17 protein-coding genes are annotated in these 25,320 nt (G+C 70.0%); 11 read left to right on the top strand and 6 right to left on the bottom strand.

Translation table 11 applies throughout. From position 1 onward, the window contains the following. Position 1: 1 nt before the first annotated feature. Complete coding sequence (locus HD596_RS28345) at positions 2-2,341, bottom strand: ATP-binding protein (protein ID WP_185072355.1); 2,340 nt, start codon at positions 2,339-2,341, stop codon at positions 2-4. Between the two features lie 140 nt (positions 2,342-2,481). Between HD596_RS28345 and HD596_RS28340 the strand changes: the two genes are divergently transcribed. Further along, entirely contained in the window at positions 2,482-2,718 is a 237-nt protein-coding gene (locus tag HD596_RS28340) for a hypothetical protein (protein ID WP_185072354.1), read from the top strand. Positions 2,719-2,847: 129 nt separating this feature from the next. Here HD596_RS28340 and HD596_RS28335 read toward each other — a convergent pair whose 3' ends face one another. Further along, positions 2,848-3,951 carry a sensor histidine kinase gene (locus tag HD596_RS28335; protein WP_313044871.1) on the bottom strand — a complete coding sequence of 368 codons (1,104 nt, stop codon included), beginning with the start codon at positions 3,949-3,951 and terminating at the stop codon, positions 2,848-2,850. Positions 3,952-3,959: 8 nt separating this feature from the next. After that, the gene (locus HD596_RS28330) at positions 3,960-4,625 is read right to left on the bottom strand and encodes a response regulator transcription factor (RefSeq protein ID WP_185072352.1); all 666 of its coding nucleotides are present in this window, start codon (positions 4,623-4,625) and stop codon (positions 3,960-3,962) included. A 184-nt stretch (positions 4,626-4,809) separates the two neighbouring features. On the opposite strand from HD596_RS28330, the gene HD596_RS28325 reads away from it, so the two are divergent. Next, entirely contained in the window at positions 4,810-5,901 is a 1,092-nt protein-coding gene (locus HD596_RS28325) for a hypothetical protein (protein ID WP_185072351.1), read from the top strand. 827 nt (positions 5,902-6,728) lie between these two features. Next, entirely contained in the window at positions 6,729-9,368 is a 2,640-nt protein-coding gene (locus HD596_RS28320) for an RICIN domain-containing protein (protein ID WP_246556984.1), read from the top strand. A gap of 49 nt (positions 9,369-9,417) precedes the next feature. On the opposite strand, the gene HD596_RS28315 is transcribed toward HD596_RS28320, so the two are convergent. Beyond that, a complete protein-coding gene (locus tag HD596_RS28315; RefSeq protein ID WP_185072349.1) occupies positions 9,418-10,593 on the bottom strand; it encodes an ROK family transcriptional regulator in 1,176 nt (391 codons plus the stop codon). Between the two features lie 79 nt (positions 10,594-10,672). After that, positions 10,673-12,781 (bottom strand): alpha-galactosidase, encoded by a 2,109-nt coding sequence (locus tag HD596_RS28310; protein WP_185072348.1) that lies wholly within the window; start codon positions 12,779-12,781, stop codon positions 10,673-10,675. A 155-nt stretch (positions 12,782-12,936) separates the two neighbouring features. On the opposite strand from HD596_RS28310, the gene HD596_RS28305 reads away from it, so the two are divergent. The 6 genes from HD596_RS28305 to HD596_RS28280 are packed head-to-tail and all read left to right on the top strand — an operon-like array spanning position 12,937 to position 20,439. Continuing rightward, on the top strand, positions 12,937-13,671 hold the full coding sequence (locus HD596_RS28305; RefSeq protein WP_185072347.1) for a ThuA domain-containing protein: 735 nt from the start codon (positions 12,937-12,939) through the stop codon (positions 13,669-13,671). After that, complete coding sequence (locus HD596_RS28300; RefSeq protein WP_185072346.1) at positions 13,668-14,642, top strand: Gfo/Idh/MocA family protein; 975 nt, start codon at positions 13,668-13,670, stop codon at positions 14,640-14,642. Before HD596_RS28305 ends, HD596_RS28300 begins: the two co-directional genes overlap by 4 nt. After that, positions 14,636-15,529, top strand: a complete 894-nt coding sequence (locus HD596_RS28295) for a carbohydrate ABC transporter permease (RefSeq protein WP_185072345.1) — start codon at positions 14,636-14,638, stop codon at positions 15,527-15,529. The genes HD596_RS28300 and HD596_RS28295 overlap by 7 nt, the downstream gene beginning before the upstream one ends. After that, a complete protein-coding gene (locus HD596_RS28290; RefSeq protein ID WP_185072344.1) occupies positions 15,526-16,347 on the top strand; it encodes a carbohydrate ABC transporter permease in 822 nt (273 codons plus the stop codon). The genes HD596_RS28295 and HD596_RS28290 overlap by 4 nt, the downstream gene beginning before the upstream one ends. Further along, positions 16,344-17,552 (top strand): ABC transporter substrate-binding protein, encoded by a 1,209-nt coding sequence (locus tag HD596_RS28285; protein ID WP_185072343.1) that lies wholly within the window; start codon positions 16,344-16,346, stop codon positions 17,550-17,552. Before HD596_RS28290 ends, HD596_RS28285 begins: the two co-directional genes overlap by 4 nt. Positions 17,553-17,562: 10 nt before the next feature. Then, positions 17,563-20,439: a CBM35 domain-containing protein gene (locus tag HD596_RS28280; RefSeq protein WP_185072342.1), complete on the top strand. Its 2,877-nt coding sequence runs from the start codon at positions 17,563-17,565 to the stop codon at positions 20,437-20,439. Positions 20,440-20,501: 62 nt separating this feature from the next. Here HD596_RS28280 and HD596_RS28275 read toward each other — a convergent pair whose 3' ends face one another. After that, the gene (locus tag HD596_RS28275; protein WP_185072341.1) at positions 20,502-23,630 is read right to left on the bottom strand and encodes a S8 family serine peptidase; all 3,129 of its coding nucleotides are present in this window, start codon (positions 23,628-23,630) and stop codon (positions 20,502-20,504) included. Positions 23,631-23,752: 122 nt separating this feature from the next. Between HD596_RS28275 and HD596_RS28270 the strand changes: the two genes are divergently transcribed. Together HD596_RS28270 and HD596_RS28265 are read left to right on the top strand one after the other, a co-directional pair. Next, the gene (locus tag HD596_RS28270; RefSeq protein WP_185072340.1) at positions 23,753-24,343 is read left to right on the top strand and encodes an RNA polymerase sigma factor; all 591 of its coding nucleotides are present in this window, start codon (positions 23,753-23,755) and stop codon (positions 24,341-24,343) included. Further along, entirely contained in the window at positions 24,340-25,311 is a 972-nt protein-coding gene (locus HD596_RS28265; RefSeq protein WP_185072339.1) for a CU044_5270 family protein, read from the top strand. The genes HD596_RS28270 and HD596_RS28265 overlap by 4 nt, the downstream gene beginning before the upstream one ends. Positions 25,312-25,320 lie beyond the last annotated feature (9 nt).

Raw genomic sequence — 25,320 nt, 5'->3', positions numbered from 1 at the left:
ATCATTCGCCTCCGGCGCGGCGGGCCTGTTCTGCGACCCAGCCGACGATCTGGGTCCTGGAGTTGAAGCCGAGTTTGCACAGAATGTGCTCGATGTGGCCCTCGACGGTGCGCTGAGCGATCACCAGCGCCGCCGCGATCTCCTTGTTCCGCATGCCCCGCGCGATGAGCTGGGCGATCTCGCTCTCGCGTGGGGTGAGCGGCGCGTACTGGTCCGCCGCGCCGGCCGGGCCGCTCGATGGCGCCTCCTCCATGAGGGCGTACGCGAGCGCCTGGCCGGGGGAGCGCCTGGCCCCGCGCTTGACGGCCGCCTGGAAGGCGTGTTCGCCGAGGGCATGGAGGGTACGGGCCTCGCATTCGTCGTGGTACGCGATGAGGTGTCCGAATCCCAGCAGGGGCGTGCCGATCGCCTCCCAGACGTTGCGCGCGACGCCCAGCAACGTGCCGGCCCGCGCGTACTCCTCCTGTGCGGCGGCGATCCAGGCCAGCACCTCGATCGTGAGCCCGACCCCGACCGAGTCGTCCAGGGAGTGGAAGACGCGCAGGCTCTCCTGCTCCAAGGCGGTCGCGCACCGCACGTCGCCCTGGCGCCAGCGTTCGATGCCGAGCGCCGTCGTCGTGTACGCCCGGTGCCAGCTCTCGCCGTGGGCGTCGCAGATGGCGATGCCCTCCTCGGCGGCGGCGACGGCGCTTTCCGAGCCGCCGAGGAACGAGTGCGCCAGGCAGAGCCAGGTCAGCGCCTGCACCTCGCCCGCCGGGTCGCCGCCGGCGCGATGATGGGTCACCGCCTCCTCGAAGGACTTGATGGCCGACTCGGTGTCTCCCGCGTGCATGGCGACCATTCCGGAGTAGAGCGCGACGTAGCCGAGCACCGGTTCCAGCCCGAGTTTCTCGCCGAGCGACCTGCTCTTGGCCAGCAGCCCGACGGCCGAGGCCTGATCGCCCTGGATGATGGCGAGCGAGCCGCACGCCCACAGCGCCCGCGCCCTGACCTCGGACCGGCCGGCGGCCACGGCGAGCCCCTGTTCGAGCCAGTCGCGGCCTTCGCCCAGGTGGCTGCTCGTGATCCAGTGGTCGAGCAGGTCGCTCGCCATGTCGATGCACAGCCCGGCGCGCTCGGCCTGGCAGTACTCCAGGGCGGTGCGCAGGTTGGGGTGCTCGACGCGCAGCCGGGTCAGCAGCTTGGCCTGCGCCGGGCCGAACAGCTGCGCCTGCGCCTCACGCGAGAGCCGCCGGTAGTAGTCGCGATACCGGAGTTTCAGCTCCCGCTCCTGCCCGGAGGCCACCAGGCGCTCACGCCCGTACTGCCGGATCGTGTCCAGCAGCCGGAATCGCACTCCGTACGGATGTTCCTCCCGGATCAGGACGGACTTCTCCACCAGGCCGATCATCAGGTCGAGGATCTCGTCCCGGGCGATGCCGGCCCCGGCGCAGACCGCTTCGACCGCCTCCAGATCCAGGCTGCCGGTGAACACCGACAGGCTCGCCCACAGCAGGCGCTCCTGCTCGGTGCAGAGCCCGTGACTCCAGTCGATCAGGGCGCGCAGCGTCCGGTGGCGGGACACCGTGGCGCTCGGTCCCCCGCTGAGCAGGCCGAACAGATCGTCCAACCGGTCGAGCAGCTGGTGGATCGAGAGCACGCGCAGCCGTACGACGGCGAGCTCGATGCCGAGCGGCAGACCGTCCAGGCGGCGGCAGATCTGCTCGATCAGGTCCTGGTTCTCGCTGGTGACGGTGAACTCGGGCAGCACGGCCGCCGCCCGCTCGGCGAAGAGCCGTACCGCGTCGGACACGGAGGGCTCCGTGTCGGGCTGGGCGTCGCCGCCCGGCAGCGGCAACGTGGGCACGGGGAACGCCTGCTCTCCGGGGGCCCCCAGCGGCTGCCGGCTGGTGGCCAGGATGCGCAGGTCCGGGGCGGAACGCAGCAGCGCCTGGGCCATCACGGTGGACTCGTCGCGGACGTGCTCGCAGTTGTCCAGGACGACCAGCGCCCGCCGCTCGCGCAAGTGCTCGGTGAGCACCTGTAGGGGCGGCCGGGCGGAGTGACTCTGGATCTTCAGCGCGGCGACCGTGGCCTGGGGCAGCAGTGCCGGGTTGTCCAGTTCGGCGAGTTCGACCAGCCAGACGCCGTCGGGGAAGGCCCGGCGCAGGTCGGTGGCCACGCGCAGGGCCAGCCGGGTCTTGCCGACGCCGCCCGGACCGGTGAGGGTGACCATGCGGGCCTCGGACAGCAGGCGCTTGACCGCCGCTACTTCGTGCCGGCGCCCGATGAAACTGGTCACCTCAGCGGGCAGACCGCCGGCGTGCGTCTGCGCCGAAGCGCGCAACGTGGCAATGGTCATCGATGCCTCGCATCGGCTCCTGGCGAGTGGGTCGCCATACGCCACCAAGAGCCGATATAACCAACATATGCCCATGACGGGCGCTGATGACCCGGACGATATGCCTGGTCAAGGGGCATATCGGGAGCCCGTACCGAATCATGGGCAACCTCATCCTCGCCCGTGGAACAAATTTTGCGCTGGTGCGCGCGGCGCGAGGACAACTGGCAGTCGCCCAGGCTGCCACCGGGCTGGTTCTGCCGGAGCCGATCGACGTGAGCCATGATCTGGGGGACGGCGTCCGGGGCGTGGTGCTGCCTGAGTCCGGCATCGAGTCGGTCGCCCGGCACCCGGACGCCGATCGCCCGCCCACTGCGGCGGGGCAACCGCGACAATAAGACCAGACACGACACCGCACGAACCCCTGAGGCACGATGGACCCGCCACCACGACGAATGGCCCACGCATCGCGTCGGGCCGTCGCCGGTTGCCCCGACCACAACGGCGGAGGCATTGGCCGGGTGGAATCAGCCGAACAGTATTGTCACGTCCAAGCCGCCCCCGGGACGTGGGCGGGCCGTCAGTTGCGCGCCGTGTGCGTCGGCGACGGCCTGCACGATGGCCAGGCCCAGTCCGTGGCCGTCGGCGGTGTGGGTTCGCTGGGTGCCGAGTCGCTGGAACGGCTGGAAAAGCCGTCGCAGGTCCTGCGATCGGATGGTCGGGCCGGTGTTGGCGACCGATAGGCGGGCACACCCGTTGATCCGTTCGGTGGTGATGGTGAGGTGGCCATCGGGAACGTTGTGGTGGAGCGCGTTGTCGACCAGGTTGCGGATCATGCTGGTGATCAGATCGGGGTCACCGCTGATCGGTGCCGGGTCCAACGACGCCTGGAGCGTGATGGTTCGCCGGGTGGCCTCGGCATGGTGCGACTGCATCTCCGCCTTGATGACATCAACCAGGTCGAACACTTCCCGGTGTTCGATGCCCTTTTGTCCTTCGGCGAGCGTGAGCAGGGCGGCGATCAGACGTTCCTGCCTTTCTCCGAGGCCGAGCGCTTCCTCGCACGCGGCTCGCAGGCTGGCCGTGCTCGCCTCGGGGTCGGCGAGCGCGACCTGGAGTACGGCGCGCTGACCGGCCAGCGGGGTGCGCAACTCGTGTGAGGCGTTGGCCACGAAGTGGCGCTGGGCCGCGAACGCGGAGTCCAGCCGTTCGAACAGGTCGTCGAGGGTGCGCCCCAGCTTGGTCAGCTCGTCGTCCGGGCCGCGCAGGCCGAGCCGCCGGTTGAGGTTGGTGGCGGAGATCTCCTGGGCTGTCACGGTCATGGCGCGCAGCGGCCGCAGGAAGCGCCCGGCCAGCCACCACGCGGTCAGCACGGTGAGGACCACGACGATGAACGCGGTGATCGCGAGCGCGGCATCGACCTGCTGGGTGGCCGGGTCGGGCGGTGGGACGGCGTCCCCGGCCCGGAGGCGGATCTGATCCCTGCCGAACAGGAAGCCGGCGAGCAGCAGCATCGGGACGACGACGGCCAGGACCATGCCGGCGTACAGCGTCGTGAGCTGCGTGCGCAGGGACGGCCGGCGCAGGTGGCGTCGGACGCGCCCGGCAGGGCCGGTCGCTGTTGGGTCCACCGCCGGATTCATCGCGGGACTCCGATCCGGTAGCCGCCCTCACGGATGGTCTCGATCACCGGAGGTTCGCCGAGTTTGGCCCGCAACCGGCGCACCGTCGTCTTGACGGCCGTGGTGAACGGGTCGGCGGCCTCGTCCCAGACCCGTTCCAGCAGCTCCTCCGCGGACACCACCCGGTCACCGGCGGCCAGCAGGCATTCCAGCAGGGCGAACTCCTTCGGGGTGAGCTCCAAGCGCCGCCCGCCGCGAAAGGCCGTCCGCCGGCTCGGGTCCAGCATCAGATCTTCCGCACGGAGGATCGGAGGCACGGCGGGCGCCGAGCGGCGCCCCAGCGCGCGCACGCGGGCCACGAGTTCGGTGAAGTCGAACGGTTTGGCCAGGTAGTCGTCGGCGCCCAGGCTCAGGCCCTCGACCCTGTCCCGTACGGTGCCTGCGGCGGTGAGCATCAGCACCCGCGACCCGGAGCCGCCGGCGGCGATGTCACGGCACACCTCGTCGCCGGATGTGCCGGGCAGGTCGCGGTCCAGCACCACCACGTCGTACCGGGTGCCAGCGAGGCGGGCCAGAGCGTCATCGCCGTTGAGAACGACGTCCACGGCCATGCCCTCGCGGCGTAACCCGGTCCCGATCGTCCTGGCCAGGACCTCGAAGTCTTCGACGACCAGAACTCGCACGTGTGTCCTCCTTCTCGCCCGGTGGTGGTGCCGTCCCGTCCACCGCGTTCCGCACTGCTCACCATGCCAGGGAGCCGGTGTCGGCCGGGTGTCGGCAGCTGACACCCGGCCGACACCGGCCGTGCCGTACAACCGTCCCCGGAAGGCGTCCATGAGCGGCATCCCCCTTCAGGAAGGACCAGACGTGAACGATGCACGGTTGACGCGGCGTAGGTTCCTCGCGCTCACCGGTGCCAGTACGGCAACCGGCGCAATCCTGACCACCAGCTCGACGAGCAGCATGAGGGGCAGCTTGACGGGCAGCTTGACGGGCAGCGCCGAGGTGGTCGCACGCGACCTCACCCAGGCGGTGCTCGCGGCCTTCGAGCGCCACCGGCTCGTTGCGATCGGTGAGTCACACGGCCAGCAGGAACACGGTGACGCGCAGCAGATGCTGCTTGCGGATCCGCGGTTGCCGCAGGTGGTCGACGACATCGTCGTCGAGTTCGGCAATGCGCTGTACCAGCCGATCGTCGACCGGTTCGTCGCCGGTGGGGCCGTGGACGACCACGCGCTGCGACAGGTCTGGCGCAACACCACGCAGTCGCCCGGGGCCACCGGCGACCACCCGATCCGTGAACAGTTCTTCCGGACGGTCCGCGCGGTCAACTGGACGCTGCCCGCGCGGCGAAGGATCCGGGTGCTGCTCGGGGATCCGCCGATCGACTGGTCCCGCATCACCACCCAAGACCAAGTGGATGCCTTTCTCGCCCAGCGTGACGCCCACATGGCGTCAGTGGTGAAACGGGAAGTGCTCGCCAAGAAGCGCCGGGCACTGATCTGCTACGGCAGCGGGCACGTGATGCACTCGCCGCAGCCGGGACAGAACGCCGACCACGCAGTCCCTCTGATCGAGGAACAGACCGGCCGGCACGTCTACGTGATCGTGACCGGCAGCCATCCCCGCCTGGCGACCTGTCCACGGCGCACCGTGATCCCGTGCTCGGGCAACTGGCTGGAATCCACCGACGCAGGGCAGTTCATGGACGCGCCGCGGCTGTGCGGCCTCCCCTTGGGAAAGCTGGCCGACGCCGTGCTGTACCTGGGGCAACCGACGGAGCTGACACAGTCGCTGTGGAACCCCGCGATCTTCCTCGACCCGGTGTACTGGGCGGAGCTCCACAGGCGCAACGCAATCAACGGGAACCTCATCGACCTGGAACAGTACCGGCAGCAGCAACCGATCACGTTGCCCGCTCCGCCTCCCGTGAGCTGCGCCGCCAACCGCGGTCATTGATGGCGAAAAGCGCGGATTCCCTTTAGGGCCCCGAGAGTGTGAGCAGGTGTGCGTACCCGTCTGCCCTCATTCCGATGGAGCTGTCTTACCCGAAACCGCCGGCAGGGTCATGATCGGTGCGGCGTGCAGTCGGACCGTGCTGCGGGCGGCGCTGGTCGACAAGTACAACACCGTCCGCCCATTCCTGCGGCTGCTGGGCGAGTCGAAGGCTCTGGGCGCGGATGCTTGACCGCATGCGCGCTGCGCCGTTCCCTCCCGGCGGCGGTTCGGACACCGGCCTGCGCATCAGCAGGCCGAGTCCCGCGCGTTCGACCAAGCCCCACTGCCCGATGGCATCGAATCGATTTTCTAGAGATGTCCGCATGCGCTTCCGGTTCTCGATCTCGAAACCGCTGACACATCCTATGTACGAGGTATCTGACGCGGGCTGAAAGTTACATAACGCCGGACCTTCCTGACGTGAAATGGCCTGTAGTGGAACAGTATGGCCCGAAGTAATCCCATCTCTGCGGAACCGTGAGCCTTGACAGGAGGGACCCCGGGACGTACGTCTGATGTCCGGCGATGCCGTCGAATCGATACGACTCTCCCCTTGCCAGGAGACAGTGTGTCCCCATCAAGCCGTCGATCATCGCAGACGAACGGCGACGGCACGATCACCGCGAGCGTGACGGACGGACGCCTGCACGCCGCCGCTGGATGGCGTCCCGGGCGGCGGCCGGACCGAGAAGTGCATCACACAAGGGATTCACCCGAAAGGATTACCCATGAAGCGGAGCGATCCCTCCTCCCGTCCTCGACGTTCGGTGAGCAGGTGGCCAGCTGTGATGGCGGTCTTCCTGGTCGCGATGTTCGGGACTCAGCCGGCTGCGGTGGCACAGCAGTCTGCGCCGTCGGAGTCCACCGCGACGGTTGCCGCCGCCGCTGGGGACATCGACGGCTTCACCGCGGGCAATGCCGCGATCGCCTCGGTTGATCTCGCCGGGACGTGGAGCTTCACCCCGGCGGGCCGGTCGACGACGTCGATCAAGGTGCCCGGAGGTGGCTGGTACAAGCAGGGTTTCACCGATGTGTCCCAGGCGGTGTACTCGCGTACGGTGACGGTGCCGGACTCAGGGCAGCCGCAGTCGACGTGGATCGAGTTCGGCGCCGTGAACCACCAGGCGACCTTGTCGGTGGACGGCCGGGTGGTCGCGACGCAGACCACGGCCTTCACCCCATCCAAGTTCGACATCAGCGCCTACGCCGCCCCGGGCACCACTCATACGATCACCGTTGACGTGAAGGGCCGCGGCGCGCTGAAGAACCCGGCGAACGGCAAGTACATCGTGCCCGTGGCCGCCGACTGGTCCGAGGCGGTCCCGCAGGGCATCTTCCGCTCCGCGTTCCTGCGGGTGTATCCGGCCGTGTACGTCAGTGACACGTTCATCCGCACGTCGGTAGCGAATCAGACCCTCGGCTACGACGTGTGGGTGACCAACACCTCGAGCAGCGCTCGATCGGTGACGGTGACCGGCGAGTTATCCTCGGACGGCGGCGGGACGTTCAGTTACCCGGCGCCGACGGCCCGCACCGTGACCGTGGGGGCGCGGTCGACGGCCAAGGTCACGGTCGATTCCCTCCCGTGGGACCTCGGCAGCACCTCGTACTGGTGGCCGAACGTCCCATACCGATCGGGGTATCGAGCGCAGCTTCACCGTCTCAAGGTTCGCGCGGCGACCGACGACGGCCGGACAAGTGACGCGACGTACCGGTTCGGGTTCCGGGAGACCACACAGAACGGCGAGTACTACTACATCAACGGCGTCCGGGTGAACTTCCGTGGTGACAGCCTGCAGGGTGCGGACTACGACCGGGTCGACAACGGAGGCAAGGGCGACGCTTACGACACGCTGCCCGGCTTCCTCCCGCCTTCGGCGAGCAACGGCGGCTGGCCGCAGGCCGTGGACAACTACCAGCGGCTCAACTACAACGTGGTGCGCATCCACCAGGAGCCGGCCAGCCCGTACATGCTTGACGTGGCCGACGAGATGGGCCTGATGATCATCGACGAGACCGGCATCCGCGGTAGCGCCCAGGACTTCGTCGCAGGGCATGACCACATGGTCGCGCACGCCCGCGCGCTCACATTGCGGGACCGCAACCATCCCGCCGTCATCCGCTGGAGCCAGGCCAACGAACCGACCTTCGGCAATGACTCCGAGCAGTTCGAGCAGGATCTCTACGCGGCGATGAACGGCAACGACGGCACCCGCCCGGTCAGCCTCGACGCCGCGCCCGGCGCCGACTCGCCCAGCAGGTACCCGAACATGAGGTACGCCAACTTCGCGGTCTTCTCGCACTACCTCGACGGCGTCGGACAGTACGGTGAGCGGGTGGCGCCCGTCACCGGCCGACCCGACGGCGAGGGCGAGTACATCTGGAACAAGTGCAACACCAAGCAGGGTTTCATGTGGTTCGCCACGGCGACGGCCGCCAAGCGTGCCAAGGACGCCGCCGACCTGCGCCCGTACACGCTGCTGTCCGCGTGGGCCAGTGTCGTGCCCGGCGTGCGTACCACGGACTTCGTGCCGGAGGAGGGCGGCCGCGCCGTCTACGGCGCGGACAACCTGCCCGATCCCTGGAGCAACCCCCAGATCCAGCGCGTCCAGGCCGCGTTCAATCCGGTCGCGGCGATCGACCTGCCCTACTGGTCGGCGTCCGGGATCTCCGACGCCAACGGCACCTTCCCGCTGCCGCAGGCCGTGAGCACCTACCCCCAGAACACCTCCGTGACCCGCGACATCACCGTCTTCAACGACGACCTCCGCGGCACCTCAGTCGGATTCTCCTGGTCGGCGCGGCTTGACCGGCCCGAGGGCACCGTAATCGCGTCAGGGCAGACCACACTGAACATCCCGCTCGGCTCACGGGTCACCCAGCCGATCACCTTCACCACACCTGCCGGCGGCTCACGGGTGTACCTGATACTGACGACCACCAAGTCGGGTGCCACGACGTTCACCGACGCGGTCGAGTACTTCAATCTCGGGTCCGGTTCGGGCGGCCCGGTGTCGGGCGCGGCCTACCGTATCGTCAACCGCAACAGCGGCAAGCCGCTCGCCGTGGCCGGCGGCTCTTCCGCCGACGGCGCCAAGGCCGTACAGCAGTCCGGCTCCGCCGCGTGGACCGTCACCAGCGGTCAGGGCGGTGCGTACACCTTGCGCTACGTCCCCACCGGCAAGGTCCTCGACGTCAACGGCGGCAGTACGACCGAAGGGCTGCAACTACAGCAGTGGACCGCCAACGGCGGCACCAACCAGCTGTGGTACCTGCGGTCCACCGGCGACGGCTATTACACGATCGTCAGCTACAGCAGCGGGCTGTTGGCAGACGTGTACGGCGCGTCGACCTCCGACGGTGCCCAGGTCGTGCAGTGGACCTCCAACGGCGGCGCCAACCAGCAATGGCAGTTGGTCCCGGCCTGAGACCACCTGGGGCGGCCAGACGGCTGCGGAGGGGGTCCCTGAACCCGTGTCAGGGCGGCTTCAGGCCGGAGAAGAGGCGTTCCTCGGCCACGTCGAGCGCGCTGCGCACCGCGCCGATCGCGGCGGAGTGGTCGCCCAGCACCGAGCAGACTACCTTCGGAGGGAAGTCCGTCTCGCGTTCGACCCTGATGCGCACCGGCTCGCGGATGGCCTCCCCGGCGGCCGAGATGCCACCTCCGATGATCACCAGTTCGGGGTCGATCGTCACCATGACCGGCGCCAGGCCCTTGACGAGCAGGTCGGCGAACGCCTCGATGCCGGACTGGGCGGCCGCGTCGCCCGCCCTGGCCGCCTCGAAGACGGCCTGGATCGCGTCACCGCGCTCGTCCGGCGCTTCGGGGGCCGGTGCTCTGCCGGGGGCCAGCTCCAGCAGTCGTTCGTAGGCGTGCGCCCACGGCAGGCCGCGCCAGAGACCGATCTCGGCGGCGGCGCCGTGCCGGCCGGCGTGCGGCCTCCCCGAGACCAGCAGGCCGGTGCCCATGCGACGGCCGACGTGGACGTACACCACGTCGGAGGCGTCGCGCGCCACGCCCTTCCAGTGCTCGGCGAGCGCGGCCATGCGCATGTCGTTGAAGACCTGCGTCGGGACACCGAACCGGCTGCGGACGTGCTCGCCCAGGTCGACGCCCACCCAGTCGGGGATGGCCGGGGCGTGGGCGACCTTGCCGTCGGGGCCGACCACGCCGGGGGTGGCGATCGCCGCGCAGGAGATGTCCGCCGCCGGCAGCCCGGCCGCGTCCAGGGCCTCGGCGATCGCCTGGTTCATGATCGCCAGCCGTCTGGACCTTGGTGAGGACGGGCGCAGTGTCGCCCGGCGTTCGGCGACGATCTCGCCGGACAGGTCGCTGACCAGCGCCAGCACCTTGTGGCCGCCTATGTCCACGCCCAGCACGTGGCCCGCGCCGGGGCGGAACTCGAAGCGCTGCGCCGGTCGTCCCGGCCCGTCCTTGGCGCCGGCGGTCTGCGGGGAGTGCCGGATCCAGCCCGCGGCGAGAAGGTCGGAGATCGCCTGGTTCGCGGTGGGGCGCGAGACGCTGGCGGCGGCGGCGATCTCGGTGATGGTGTGGCTCTTCCCGCCGCCGTACAGCACGCGCAGCACCGACCGCAGGTTGAGCGTGCGCAGCACGGAGGCGTCGCCGCTGAGCTGGGTCGCCGGTCCTGCCATGGAACCTGCTCCTTTCCGTCTCCTACAGTCTGGTCCGTACGCCCGTCCCCGGCAGCAAGGGCTGGGGTGGAGACGGGGGCTACGGGACCACCGCGACCTCGATCAGCATCGCCGTCTCGGGAAGCAGGCTCGGCAGTCGTACGCCGATCGTCGCGAGGGTCGCGCCGCCGAACACGGCCGGGGAGTCCAGCCAGCGGGGCGGGTTGCCGAGGTCGTCGCGGTCCGGCCCGACCAGGCGGATCGCGTACCGGCGGGCCGGGTCGAGCCCGGGAAACGTCATCCGTCCGGCGGGCTCCTCGCGGGAGCGGCGCACGGCGGCCACCGAGTACAGCGCCAGTTCCGGCGTGACCACCCCGGTCAGCCAGCGTCCGGTGGACGGGTGCTCGTCGCGGACGAGTGTGCCGGAGTGCAGCAACTCCCGGTAGTGCTTGTACAGCGCTATCCACGAGGCGAGCGAGGCGGTCTCGGCGTCGTCGAGTGCCGTCAGGTCGAGCTCCAGGCCGAAGTGGGCGAACAGCGAGGTGATCGCCCGGAAGGCGAGGTCGTGGCGCCGGCCGGTGGTGTGCGAGACGGCCGAGGCGACGTGCCCGCCGATGAGTTCGAGGGGGATGAGCTGGCTGGTCCAGCGCTGGATGGACTGCCGTTCGAGCGGGTCGATGCAGTCGGAGGCCCACACCCGGTCGGTGTGCTCCAGGATCGCGAGGTCGACGCGGGCGCCGCCGGAGGAGCACGACTCGATCTCCAGGCCGGGGAACGCGGCGCGCAGTTCGTCCATCAGCCGGTAGGCGGCCAGGGTCTGCCGGTGGACGCCAGGCGCCTCGATCAGGTCGCGGTTGTGGTCCCACTTGAGGTAGCCGACGCCGTATTCGGCGATGATGTCGGACATCCGCTCGAGCACGTACGCGAACGCCTCCGGCTCGGCCAGGTCGAGCACCTGCTGCCAGCGTGAGGCCGGTGGGAGCTGGGGCCTGGCCCGCAGGATCCACTCGGGGTGCTCGACGGCGAGTTGGGAGTTCGGGCTGATCATCTCCGGCTCGAACCACAGCCCGAACGTCATGCCGAGCTCCTTGACCCGGTTCACCAGCGGATGCAGGCCGCCGGGCCAGGTCCGTTCGTCGACGAACCAGTCGCCCAGCCCCCGGTCCGGCCCGTTCCTGTGGTGGAACCAGCCGTCGTCCAGCACGAACCGCTCCACCCCGATCGCCGCTCCGCGCTCGGCCAGCGTGAGGAGCTTGCCGAGGTCGTGGTCGAAGTAGACGGCCTCCCACACGTTGAGGTTCACCGGCCGGGGTGAGCGGGGATGTCCGGGCCGTTCGCGCAGGTGCCGATGGAAGCGGGCGGCCAGCTCGTCCAGCCCGTCCGCCCAGCCGAAGTACAGCTCGGGCGTCTGGTAACTCTCCCCCGGCCGCAGGACGATCTCGCCGGGCAGCAGCGACTCGCCGCCGCCGAGCGTCCTGAAGCCCTCGCCCGTACGCTCGGCCCAGGTGCGGTGGTTGCCGCTCCAGGCCGTGTGCACCGCCCACACCTCCCCCGACCGGAACCCGAACCCGGTGGTCCCCGCCACCAGTACGGTCGCCGCGTCCGCCCCGGTCCTGCCCCGGCGTCCTTCGCGCAGGTGCACCCCGACGGGGAACGGCCCGCGCTGCGGCTGCCGCTCCTGCGACCAGCGGCCGGTCAGGTCGAGCAGTTCCACGGCCCGGTCGGGCACCGGCAGCACGGCCGACACGGCGTCCACGCGGCAGTCGTCGTTCCCGTCGTTGCGTACGGCCGTGCGCAGCCGGACCAGCCCGCTGCCCGTCAGCTCGACGGTGAGCCGCAGCCCGAGCGCGGTGGCCGGATCGGCCGCCTCGACGGTCAGCCGCCGCCCCTCCTGGACGGCCTCGCTCACGGTGAAGCGCGGCGCCCACGCCTGGCCCCCGCGCGAACCGGAAAGGCCCGGGATGCCGAACCACCCGGTGTGCCCCTCCGGCAGCACCGAGTGGGAGACGGGCCCGTCGACGAGGTTGATGACGTGCGGCGGGACGGCGGCCTCCGCCACCGCCTCCAGCTCGGCCTCGTCGCACGGCCCGGGGTCGGCGCCCCAGTGGACCACCGTGGGCAGCCCGGTCTGCCGGAGGTCGAGGATCAGCGCGGTACCCGCGGACCGCAGATGGACGACGCGCCGCGTGGCATCGGAGGACTTCGTCATCCCACCCCTTCACTACGCCTTGGTCCTGACTCGACAGCCGAGTCATCGCCCCTGGTCATGATCTCGGCTCGACCATATCCTATTATGAAGAACGCTTGCATAATATGGGGAGGGTTTCTACGATACCTCCGATGTATCGAGCTCGGAGGGATCGCATGAAGGTGACCGTGTGGAACGAGTTCTTCGAGGAGAGGACGTATCCGAGCGTGTCCTCGGTGTATCCGGACGGCCTGCACACCGTGCTGAGACAGGCGCTGATCGAACATCTCGACCCCGGCGCCGAGGTGCGCGTCGCGCTCCAGGAGGAACCCGGGCACGGTCTGGGCCCCGAGGTCCTGGACGACACCGACGTCCTGCTCTGGTGGAGCCATCTCAAGGACGACGAGGTCGTCGACGAGGTGGTCGAGCGGGTCAGGCGGCGGGTGCTGGACGGCATGGGGCTGCTCATCCTCCACTCGGCCATCGGGTCGAAGATCGCCAAGGCCCTGCTGGGCACGTCCGGTGCGATGACCGGCTGGCGGCACGGTGACAGCGAGCTGTTGTGGACGGTCCTGCCGGGCCACGAGATCGTCGCCGGCGTACCCAACCCCGTGGTCATCCCCAGCGGCGAGATGTACGGCGAGCCGCTGGACATCCCCGCGCCGGACGAGCTGGTCTTCATCAGCTCCTACGAGGGCGGCGAGGTGCTGCGCAGCGGCTGCGGCTGGCACCGGGGCAGAGGCCGGGTCTTCTTCTTCGCCCCCGGGCACGAGGAGGCGCCGATCTACTTCCAGCCCGAGATCAGGCGCATCCTGGCCAACGCCGTACGGTGGGCGGCCCCGTCCGCGCAGCCCCAGCCGAAGAGCACCAGGTCAGGGGAGTACCCGAAGAACTGGTGGGTGCAGGCATGACGGATCTCATCCAGATCGGCCTGGGCCCCTGGGGCCTCGACTGGGCCGCGAACATCCTGCCGCAGCTCCCCGACGCCGACGTGGTCGGCTGGGTGGACGCCTCCCCCGAGGCGCGGGCCGCGTTCACCGGCGGCGAGGTGTACGCCGGCGTCGAGGAGGCGCTGGCGGCGACCGGGGCCGTGGCCGCGATCGCGCCGGTCGCGATCGGCGCGCACGCGGCCGTCGCCCGGCAGGTCCTGGAGGCCGGCGCGCACCTGCTGCTGGAGAAGCCGTTCACCCTGGACACCGCCACCGCGAGGGAGCTGGCCGGCCTCGCGGAGCGCAAGGGCCTGGTCTTCGCCATCGACCAGAACTACCGGCTCTTCCCCGGCGTCCCGGTCGTACGCGACCTGCTGGAGCGGCGGGCCGTCGGCACGATCCGCCGGGTCTCCCTCGAATGGCACCGCCACCACTCCGGCGTGCGGGACTCCAACGCGCTGGTCGAGCTGGCCATCCACCACTTCGACCTGATGCGGCACCTGTTCGGGCGGGAGGGGGTGGCGATCACGTGCGTGCCGGTCACGCCGGTGCGCACGGCCCAGGACCGCACCCCGGGGGCGAGCCTCATCGTCGAGCTGGACGGCGGGCTCACGATCGACTACGTGCTGTCCAGCCAAGGGGTCGGCCCGCAGACGCCATGGCCAGGCGTGTGGCGGATCTCCGGTGACGAGGGGCTGCTGCAGTGGGGAGCCGCGCCGGACGACCACCGGAGCGTGTCGATCACGGACGCGGACGGGAACGTGAGCGCGGTCGAGGTGCCCGAGCTGCCGCTGTTCGAACGGGCCGGGGTGCTGCGGGCCTTCCTCGACGCGGTCGAGGGCTCCGGCGAGCCGACCTCGCCGGCCGCCGACAACGCCCGCAGCGTCGCGATGCTGGAGGCCGCGCTGGACTCCGCGCGCACCGGCGAGCGCGCGAAGGTCCGGCGATGGTGACAGGCCCGGCCAACCGCGTGCTGTTCGGCCGCAGGACCATGCTGTTCCTGCTTCCGGGCGCCGTGTACCTCGCGGTGCTGTCGGTCTACCCGCTCATCGACCTGATCCGTACGGCCTTCTCCGACGTGACCGCCGAGAACCTGCTGGGCGAGCGGCCGTCCAACGGGCTCGACAACATGTGGAGGGTCGTCGAGGATCCGTCGTTCGGTCGCGTGGTGCTCCAGACGCTGGTCATCGTCGTGATCGTGCTCGTGGTCGGGCTGGCCGGCGGGTTCGCCGCCGCGCTGACGCTGCGCCCGCGCACCCGGCTGAGCAGTGTGACGCTCGGCGTGATGGTGTTCGTCTGGACGTTGCCGGCGGTGGTGGCCGGGAACCTGTGGAAGTTCCTGCTGGAGTCGGGCGGTCCGGTGAACTCCGTCCTGCTGTGGCTGCACGTGGTCGACCGGCCGATCCCCTGGCTGGCCAACGGCACGCTGGCGATCGTGGTGCTCGGGCTGGTCAACGCCTGGATGGTGGTGCCGTTCTGCGCCCTGGTGCTGCGGGCGGCGCTGCTGGACGTCTCCGAGGAGCTGCTGGAGGCCGCCGCGCTCGACGGCGCGGACGGCTGGAGGGCGACCAGGCACATCGTGCTGCCGCTGATGCGCCCGGTCATCTCCATCCTCGGCGTGCTCGTGGTGATCAACGCCTTCCGCTCCTTCGACCTCATCTTCGTGATGACCAGCGGCGGTCCCGGCACCTCGACGACCACGCTGCCGTACCTGGGCTACCAGCAGGCGTTCAAGTTCTACGAGTTCGGCCAGGGCTCGTTCACCGCCACGTTGTCGCTGGTCATCGTGCTGTTCCTGAGCGCCGTCTACCTGCGGATGAACCGAGGTGAGCAGACATGACCGATGCCAGGCGCAACACGGCGGTCACCGTGGTCGGCTGCGTCGTCCTGCTGGCGGTCTACGCGCTGCCGCTGTACTGGCTGCTGGCCACCTCGTTCAAGAGCCTGAAGGACGTGTTCGCCGGATCGGCGGCCATCGTCTTCAAGCCGACGCTCCAGGCCTACATCGACGTGTGGAACGGCGGCTTCGCCACCGCGGCGGTCAACTCGGTGATCATAGCGGTGTCCACCACCGTCATCGTGCTCGTCGTCGCCGTACCCACCTCGTACGGCCTGGCCAGGCTCAACGGCGCGGTGGTGACCGGCGGGCTGGCCGCGCTGATCGTCCTGCAGATGGTGCCGGCCACCTCCACCCTCATCCCGCTGAACCGGCTGCTGGCCCAGTGGGGGCTCATCGGCAACCTGTACGGCGTCGCGATCGCCATCGCGGCGACCAACCTGCCCTTCAGCATGCTGCTGCTGCGGCCGTTCTTCACCGGCGTGCCGATCGCCGTCGAGGAGGCCGCGGCCAGCGACGGCGCGAGCAGGTGGCAGCGGTTCGTGAAGATCGTGCTGCCGATCACCCGCAACGGGATCGCCACCGTCGCCACCCTGACCTTCATCGGCGCGTGGGGCGAGTTCCTGTACGCGATCACCTTTCTCAGCGACCCGGGCCAGTACCCGGTCAGCGCGCTGCTCGCGCAGCAAATGTCCTCCTACGGAGTGAACTGGCCGGGCCTCATGGCGGTCTCCGTCCTGGTCTCGGTCCCGACCGTATTGATCTACCTGTTCGGGCAGCGGCTGCTGGTCGGCGGTATCACGATGGGAAGCGTCCGTTGATCTCTGCAAGACTCCGCGTCCTGGGCGGTGTGACGGCCCTGTGCGTCCTCGCCGCCTGCGGGACGTCCGGTTCATCGGGAAAAATCACCTTCTGGCACTACTACGCCCAGGGCATCCCCGCCACCGCCAAGTTCACCAAGGACCTGAACGACGTCTACGCCAAGGCCAAGCCGGCCAAGCCGCTGAACGCCGTGTACGTGCCCGCCGAGCAACTGACCCAGAAGGTGATCTCCCAGGCGGCCACCAGGCAGGGTCCCGACGTGTTCGTCCAGGGCGGCGCCGACCTGCTGCAACTGGCCAAGGCCGGCGCGATCGCCGACTTCACCGCCCAGTTCGACAAGTTCAAGGACAAGGCGCAGATCCCCGACGCCAACGTCATCAAGAAGGACGGCAAGGTGTACGGGGTCCAGGGCTTCAACAACACGACGGCCCTCTGGTACAACAAGACGATCCTCGACGAGCTGGGCATCGCGCCGCCCGCCACGATGGACGAGCTGAACGCCGCCCTGGAGAAGATCGGCAAGAAGTACGTCGGCATCGGCCTGGCCGGTCAGGGCGACCAGGACGTCAACGCCTTCTCCTTCATCACCGCCTACGGCTTCGACTACGCCAAGCCCGACGCCGCCGCCCTGGAGAACGCCTTCAAGCTGGTCGGCGGCTGGGCCGAGAAGGGCTACGTGCCCAGCGACGCCGCCACCTGGACGCCTGACGTCGCCTTCCAGAAGTTCACCGCGGGCGGCATGGCCTTCGTGGTCGGCGGCAACTGGCAGTACGGCAACGCCAAGAAGACCGCCTCCTTCACGTACGGCGTCGTGCCCGTGCCCGGCGCCACCTCGCCCGCCAAGGTCTACCAGTTCGGCGACAACGTCCACATCAGCGCGTTCACCAAGGACAAGGACGCCGCCTTCAACGCCATCGCCGCCATGTTCCTCAGCAAGAAAGGCGAGCTGGCCGCCCTGGAGGCGGGCAGCATGCCGGTGCGCAAGGACCTGGCCGATACCGAAGGCATGAAGGACCCGATCTACAGTCAGTTCAACAAGGCCCTGGAGCACGGCGTGCCGTACCTGATCCCCGGCTTCGGCACCGAGCTGACCCAGATGCGCAAGCCGGTGGCCGAGGCGTGGAGCTCCGTGCTCGCCGGACAGTCCTCTCCGCGCGACGCCGCCGCCACCGCCGTCGCCGCCGTCCAGCGCGCCGCCAAGTAGGAGGTCTCACATGCGACTGCGCCTTGTCGTCGCCCTCGTCGCGCTGGCCGGCCTGCTCACGGCCCTGCCCGCCAACGCCGAAGTCGTCCACCCCCGCCAGCAGTGGTTACGAGACTCCACGGCGGGCCTGTTCCTGCACTGGGGGATGTTCACCGCGCCCCGCCATACGGACTGCGCCGCCTGGGAGAAGGACGTCACCGACGGCGGCTGGACCCCCGGTTACTGGATCGACCAGGCCCGTGACCTGGGCGCCTCGTACATCGTCCTGGCAACCTTCCACAGCGCGCTCGGCTACGCGCGGCCCTGGCCGTCGGCCGTCCCGGGCAGCTGCTCGACCCGCCGCGACTTCCTCGGCGAGCTGGTCGAGGCCGGCCGGGCGAAGAACGTACGGATCATGCTCTACATGACCGACGACCCGCAGTGGCACGACAACACGGGCGTGGAGATGCTGGACTCGGCCGCCTACTCCGCCTACAAGGGCCGCCAGGTGGACCTGACCACCCGGCCCGGGTTCGGCGAGTACAGCTACGACCTGTTCCTGGAGGTCATGGACAGGTATCCGGACCTGGCCGGTTTCTGGATCGACAACGAGAACGAGTACTGGCAGCAGAACGGCCTGTACGAGAAGGTCCGCGCCAAGCGCCCGGACTGGCTGCTCAGCAACAACAACACCGACACCCCGATCATGGACACGGTCAGCAACGAGCAGAAGACCGGCATGATCCCGGCCTACGACTACCCGCAGGCGGCCTGGACGCCGATGCCGCGCCTGGTCGAGGCCGACTACAAGCTGCCCACGACCGGCGACTGGTGGTACGACGGCGGCGACCACCCCGTCGACTTCCGCCTGTCCACCGGCCGCTACGTCACCAACGCCGGCTCCTCGATGAAGTCGCTGATGGCCGAGACCGCGATGGTCAACGGCAGGTTCCCGCCGCAGCAGGAGAGGTTCAACGCCTTCATGTCCACCTGGCTGCCGCCGATCCAGGAGTCGCTGCGGGCCACCGAGGGCGGCGGCTACATGTACGGCGGCATGCAGCCCGGCTCCTGGAACGACGGCGCGCACGGCGTGATCACCCTGCCCCGCTCGGGCAACCTCCAGTACGTACACGTGATCACCAGGCCCAGCACCGACCAGGTACGCCTGCGCGACAACGGTTACCGGGTCACCGGGATCAGCGACCTGCGCACCGGCGAGCCGATGCGCTTCACCCAGTCCGGCGGCTATCTGACGATCCTCGGCATCACGCGGTGGGACGACTACGACACGGTGTTCAAGGTCGAGACGGCCGGCCGCCAAGGCTTCTACCCTCGAAAAGCCCTCAGGTCCTCGGCCCCGGCGCTGGTGGACGGCTCGTTCGAGAGCTACTGGGACTCGGGCGGGCGCCTGCCGGTATCCGTGACGCTGGATCTCGGCAGGCGGGACAAGGTGGCGTACCTGGCCGTCAACCAGCGCGAATGGTCGCCCACCCATGCCAGGAGCACCTTCGGGCGGCCCGAGGACTCCGCCCGGATCAAGGACTACCGCGTCTACGTCAGTGACGACGGCCGCCGCTGGGGCGCGCCGGCGCGGTCCGGCGTGCTGCCCAGCGCGCGCGGCACGCAGGTCATCGACCTGGGCGAGCGGCACGGCCGTTATGTGAAGCTGGAGGTGCTCAGCACCTGGGCGGGCGCGCAGGCCCCGCGTTTCTACCGCAAGCTGCGCATCGACGAGATCCAGGTCGCCAGGTCCTACCCGCTCTCGCGCGACGCCCTGCCGCTGGAGGCCGAACGGCAGCGCCGCTCCGGCACGGCACGAGTCGAGGACTGCCCCGCCTGCTCGGGCGGCGCCCAGGTGACCGGGCTGCGCCGCGGCACCGTGACCTACCGGGACGTGACGGCTCCGGCGGCGGGCGAGTACCGCCTCCAGCTCGACCACACCTCCACCGCGCCCGCTACCGTCTCGATCACCGTCAACGGCGCGGCCCCGCTCCAGGTACAGGTGCCGGCCGGCGTCAAGGACGTGCCCATGTCCACCGCCCTGCCCGTCACCCTGAACGCGGGCGCCAACACGATCGCGCTCTCCGGCACCCCGTCCGGGGACGCCGGAGTGGACCGCATCGCCGTCGCCCCGATGCCGCCCGCCTCGTACACGCCCAGGACCACCATGACCGTCGACCCCTCCGGCCTGCAGTGGGCAGGCCCCGGACAGCAGACGTGGAAGGTCACGGCCACCCTGCGCCTGGACAGCGACGACGTGCTCGACCAGGTCGCCCTGGCCCCGGACGTCCCGGCGGGCTGGACGGTTCAGGGCCAGGCGATCACGGCCGACACCGTACGGCTCGGGCAGACGCTGACGGGCACCTGGACGCTCACCTCACCGCCCGGCAAGGACGTGGAACCCACCGACATCCCGGTCAAGGCCTCGTTCCATTCGCTCGGCCGTCCCGGCACGGTCACCGGGCAACTGCAGGTGCGCAGGCGCCCGGCCGACCGGGTGTTCATGCGCGAGGCCGAGGACTCCCGCAACAAGATCGGGCAGGCCGGGATCACCGCCTGCGCGGCCTGCTCGGGCGGCCAGAAGGTACGCAACATCGGCGGCGGCCCCGACCAGGGCAGCGAGCCGGACGCGTACGTGTTGTTCGAGGACGTGAACGTCGAGACCGCCGGGCGGTACACGCTGTACGCCGACTTCACCGTCAACGGTCCGCGCTCGTACTTCGTCACCGTCAACGGCGCGACGCCGATCGAGGTGAAGGTGAACGGCGTGGGCAACAAGACCCCGTACACGGTCAGCCTGCCCGTCACGCTGAAGGCCGGCACCAACACCGTGAAGTTCCACAACGACACGACCCCGGCCCCCGACCTCGACCGCATCGCCTTGGAACCTGGCTGGTCCGGAATGTGAAGCGGCAGCGCGTGGGCGCAGCGACGGCGGGGTCTTGGTGCGGACGAGCCGGGCCTGCGAGGTCAGGCCGGGCCGACGGCGTAGGCTCGGATGATCGTCTGGGTCAGGGTGGTGCCGGACGTGCCGTGGGCAGTAGCCCTCAGCGAGACGAACCCGGGCGTGCGCGGGTTGGGTATCGTGGCGGTCCATCCCGTGGCGGTGCGCTGGACCGGGATGGTACGCCAGCTCGTGCCGTCGTCGGAGGAGAGCTCCAGCTTGAGCGTGGAGGGAGCGCCCTCGACCTTGATGGGCAGTTCGGTCAGTGAGCCGGGCGTGGCGCGGTTGAGGTCGTCGAGTCCGCGGGGCGCGTAGCGCACCGCCATCAGCGGTAGCGGCCGCTCGGTCTCTGTACGCGCTGACCGGAAGGTCCACACGCTTTCCACCGCCGTGGACAGCGCGGAGCCGGGCACTTGCCGGCGCGTGGACGCCCGCAACGTGTAGACGCTCGACTCCGCCGGCAGCGCGGCTTGGAGGCGGCAGCTTTCCCACCGGTCGAGGGCGCAGCCGGCGAGGGGTGCCTCGGCGAGCACGTGCCCGTTCCGGCTGAGGGTGGCGGTGCCGGTGGCCGCGCTGTCCGTTCCGACCCTGCCAGGGGCGGAGTCGGTGAACAGCCCGACGGTGGAGAAGGTCAGCGTATCCCCGGTACGGCTGCCGCGAATCCCGGCTGTCGCGGGACCGGTCACCGCGGCGTTCCAGGTTTGCCGGGTGTGCTGTCCGGGCTTCATGGCCTGGCCGTCGTCGGCGAGGGTGTACGTGCCGAGCTCGAGCAGGCTGTCCCAGGTCAGGCCGGGCGTGCGGTAGTAGGTGAGCGTACCGGGCAGGTCCAGGTTCTGCGGCGGCGAGGCCAGGGACACCGGCCAGTCGTCGCGGAAGCGCGGGCCGCTGAGGGGCAGGCCGGTGGCTGCTGTGGCGGACGCGCGGAAGGTCGCGCTCACCGTGGCGAGGTCCTTCTGCCTGGCGGCGTAGGTGGGATCTTCGGGTAGCCCGCCGGTGCGGTGGTCGGCGAGGTCGTACAGGTACGGGCTCGGCACGGCGTCCTTGCTGAACCAGATGGTCCGCAGCAGGTAGCGCAGGCCCTCCTGGCGTGCGGGGACGATGAAGAGCCTGGTGTTGGGGTCCTCGCTCGACCAGCTCGCGATGCCCCAGGCGCCGTGTGACAGGTTCAGCGAGTGGCCGCGTGCGGGGGCCGCGCTCGGATCGTCCAGTGTGACCCGTGCCGGATTGCCCTTGCGTGCGTCCACGACCACCTGCTGGTCGCGGTCGGCGATGCGCACCGCGGTGTGTGCGACGGTCTTGCCGTACGCCCGCTCGCTGAAGTCGGCGTACAGATTCCACTCGCCCACGGGCAGGCGGGCCTTGCCGATGCCGTTCTGGAAGGCGAGTTCGTGGACGGCGCCGGTCTTCGGGTCGTACAGCTCGACGTACGGATGGGCGGGGTTGCCGTCCCTGCCGACGACGCTCACGGTGAGGTTGTACGACTCCGGCTCGACGTAGGCGCCGGCCGGCGTGCGGATCACGCTCTGGCCGGACCTGGCGGTGACGACGCCGGGGTAGTCGCCCGGCGCTTTCTGGCGGGCATCGACGGTGAGGGTGAGCGACGCCTCGCCTTTCGCGGGCACCTCCAGCCGCTGGGTGGACAGCTTCAGCGTCTCCCCTTCGGCGGCCAGGTCGACGGTGGCCGGGGTGTCTGCGGTGTTGGCGTAGGTGAGGGTCCTGGTGGCCACCCGCTCGCCCTGGCCGTTCCAGGGGAAGGTGGCCCATAGATCGCCCGGTAGGGCCACTATCTGCTGGTCGACGGCGCGGGCCACGTCCACCCGGCCGGTGCCTTGTTGGTACGGCGTCGCACCGGCCGAGGGCGCGGCGCTGCCGATGAGCGCCGCCTTGAGCTGCTGGCCGGTCCATTCGGGGTGCTTCTGGGCCAGGATCGCGGCGGCTCCCGTCACATGTGGCGCGGCCATCGAGGTGCCGCTGAGCGTCTGGTAGGCGCCGCCGGGTGCCGCGGCGACGATGTCCACGCCCGGCGCGGTGAGGTCCGGCTTGATCGCGTGATCGCCCTGCCGCGGTCCCCGGCTGGAGAAGTCGGCGATCCGGTCCGACCTGTCGACCGCGCCGACGGTGAGAGCGGCGTCGGCGCTGCCGGGGCTCGATATCGTGCCGGGCCGTCCGCTGTTGCCGGCGGAGACGACGAACAGCGTGCCCGTCCGCTCCGACAGGGAATTGACGGCCTCTTCCAGGGGGTCGAGCTCCAGCGTGTCGGGCCCGCCGAGACTCATGTTGACGATCTTGGCCTTGACTTCGAGGGCGGCCCACTCCATGCCCGCCAGCACAGCGGAGTCGGCGATGCCGTCCTCGCCGCCGACCTTGCCGATGGCCAGCTTGGCGTCGGGCGCGACGCCCCGGTATTTCTGCCCGGCTCCGGCGACGGTCGAGGCGATGTGGGTGCCATGGCCGAGAGTGTCGCGGATGTCAGGATCCTCGCTGAAGTTGCGTTCGTAGGCCACCGCTCCCTTCAGATCTGGGTGGTCGGGGTCGTAGCCGGAGTCGAGTACGGCTACGGTGACGCCCTTGCCGGTCAGGCCGAGCCCCCAGGCCGTGGTCGCTCCGATCTGCTTGACGCTCTGATCGAGGTCGAAGGAGCGGCGGCCGTCCAGCCAGAGTTTCGTCCTCGCGGTGCCCAGGGCGCGGGCGCCGCTGGTCAGGTCCTTCCACGCCTGGCCCGCGCTCTCCTTCGGCACGCGCAGCGTGGTCATGCCGGCGCCGGCCAGTTGCCGGGCCTGGCGGGCAGCCGCGGGCACCTGCGCCGACTGGGCGATCAGCGGTATGTCGGATCTGCGGGCATCGTCATAGCGCCAGGCCAGCAGCTGGGTGACGTCGAACAGCCGCCGGTCGAGCATGCCTCCGGCCACCAGCGTCCGGGCGTCGGACGGAATCACGTACAGATGCCCTTGGCGCATCTGGCTGGTGAAGTCCACCTGCCGGCCGGGGCCGGGAACGACGCGGAAGCCGTTGCCGGCGACCATCACCCGGTCGCCGGTGATCAACGTCACACTGTTCGACGTGCCGGTGCCGGCGGGCGCGGCGGATGAGGGCGTGGGGGTTGCCGCGGCCGCTCCCGCCAGCAGGGCGGCCATGAGCGCATTGCGTAAGGTCATCGTGGGCCTCTCGGGCACGGAAAGATTGGCTGGTCCGTTGTTGCCCGCAGGTCCTGGACGAGTTCACGCACCGGGCTCGTGGCCATCGAGAACTCGATTCGTCCCATCGGGAAACAGCAGGCATGACACGAACCCCACCGGAGGAGATGGTCGAGGCGGATGACGCCGAGCTCATCCGCCGGTCACTCGACGACCCGGAGCAGTTCGCCGGCGTGTTCGACCGGTATGTCGAGCAGATCCACCGCTATGTCGCGCGGAGGCTGGGCGTGCAGGCCGCCGACGACATCGTGGCGGAGACGTTCCTGACCGCCTTCCGCTGCCGCGCCTCCTACGATCACGCGCAGCCGCTGGCCAGGCCATGGCTGTACGGCATCGCGACCAACCTCATCGCCAGGCAGCGGCGCGATGAGGAGCGCTTCTTGCGGGCGCTGGCGCGCACCGGCGTGGAGCCGCCGCCTGAGTCGATGGCCGATGCAGTGATCGGGCGCGTGGCCGCGCAGGCCGAGGATCGCCGGCTAGCGGGGGCGCTGACGGGTCTGGCCAGTGGTGATCGCGACGTGCTGCTGCTGGTGGCGTTGGCGGAAATGGCCTACGACGAGGTGGCGCGGGCGCTCGACATCCCGATCGGGACCGTGCGCTCGCGCCTGCACCGGGCCCGCAAGCAGGCGCGGGCCGCCCTCGGCACCGGCCATCATACGAGAGAGGATGCATGATGGATGAGTTCGGACGGTTCCTCGAGGCCACCCCGGCGATCACCGGTGAGGCGAAGGAGGCGGCGCGCACCCGGTTGCTGCAGGCCATCCGTGAGCCGGTCCCCATGTCGCCGATGCCCCCGCTGATGACCCCGCCGAGGCGGCGCAGGCCGCGCCTGGCCTGGCGTCTGGCGCTGGCTGCGTCGGTCGCGCTGGCCGTCGGCGCGGGCGTCCTCGCGGTGCGCGGCGATGAACAACCTGCCACCACCCCGGTCGCCGGCGTTCGGGATCTCGGCGACAAGGCGGCCAGGAGCGCCGAGACCGACCCGTACGAGATCACGCCGTCGCCGGGCCGCTGGCTGTACGTGAAGCAGACGATCGCTCCGCTCCGCAAGGAGCCGGAGCCCGAGGTGGATCGCGACAAGCGCATGACTCTTGAGACGTGGCACAGCTTGGACGGCAAGCAGATCGCGTTGGACGACGGACGGGGCAAGCTCGTCACGGAGGAGTACGGCCCCGGCGTCACGGGCGCGGACCTGGCCAGGGCGCCGGTCACCCCCGAGGAAATGATCGCCAGGATCGGGGCGAGCGTCGATGCGACCCCTGTGACGGAGTTCGCCGACGCCGACGCGACCAGGCAGGAGCGGATCTTCCGGACGATCTCCCAGTTGCTGGGCGAGCAGCCGTTGGTCGCCGACGTGCGGGCCGCGTTGTTCCGGGCGCTGCCCATGATCCAGGGGGTTTCGGTCAAGCAGGACGCGATCGACGCGGCAGGCCGCCACGGGGTCGCGTTCGACTACACGGGAGCCTGGGAGCGCTTCGAAATCATTGTGAGTGCGCAGGACTACCGGTTCTTGGGGACGTATGGCGAGACCGTCGCCGATCGTACGTTCCCCGTCAGCAAGATGACGGTCAGGGCAGGCACGCCGACGGTGTGGACCGCGAACATGGAGAGCCAGGTTGTCGACAGGCCGGGGGACCGGCCGTAGGGGAACAGC

Origin of the sequence: Nonomuraea jabiensis, from assembly GCF_014204795.1 — a bacterium.
In the GTDB taxonomy this organism is placed as follows: Bacteria; Actinomycetota; Actinomycetes; order Streptosporangiales; family Streptosporangiaceae; genus Nonomuraea; species Nonomuraea jabiensis.
The sequence above is the reverse complement of the archived record's forward strand: the minus strand, read 5'-3'. Positions and strand labels throughout refer to the sequence as shown.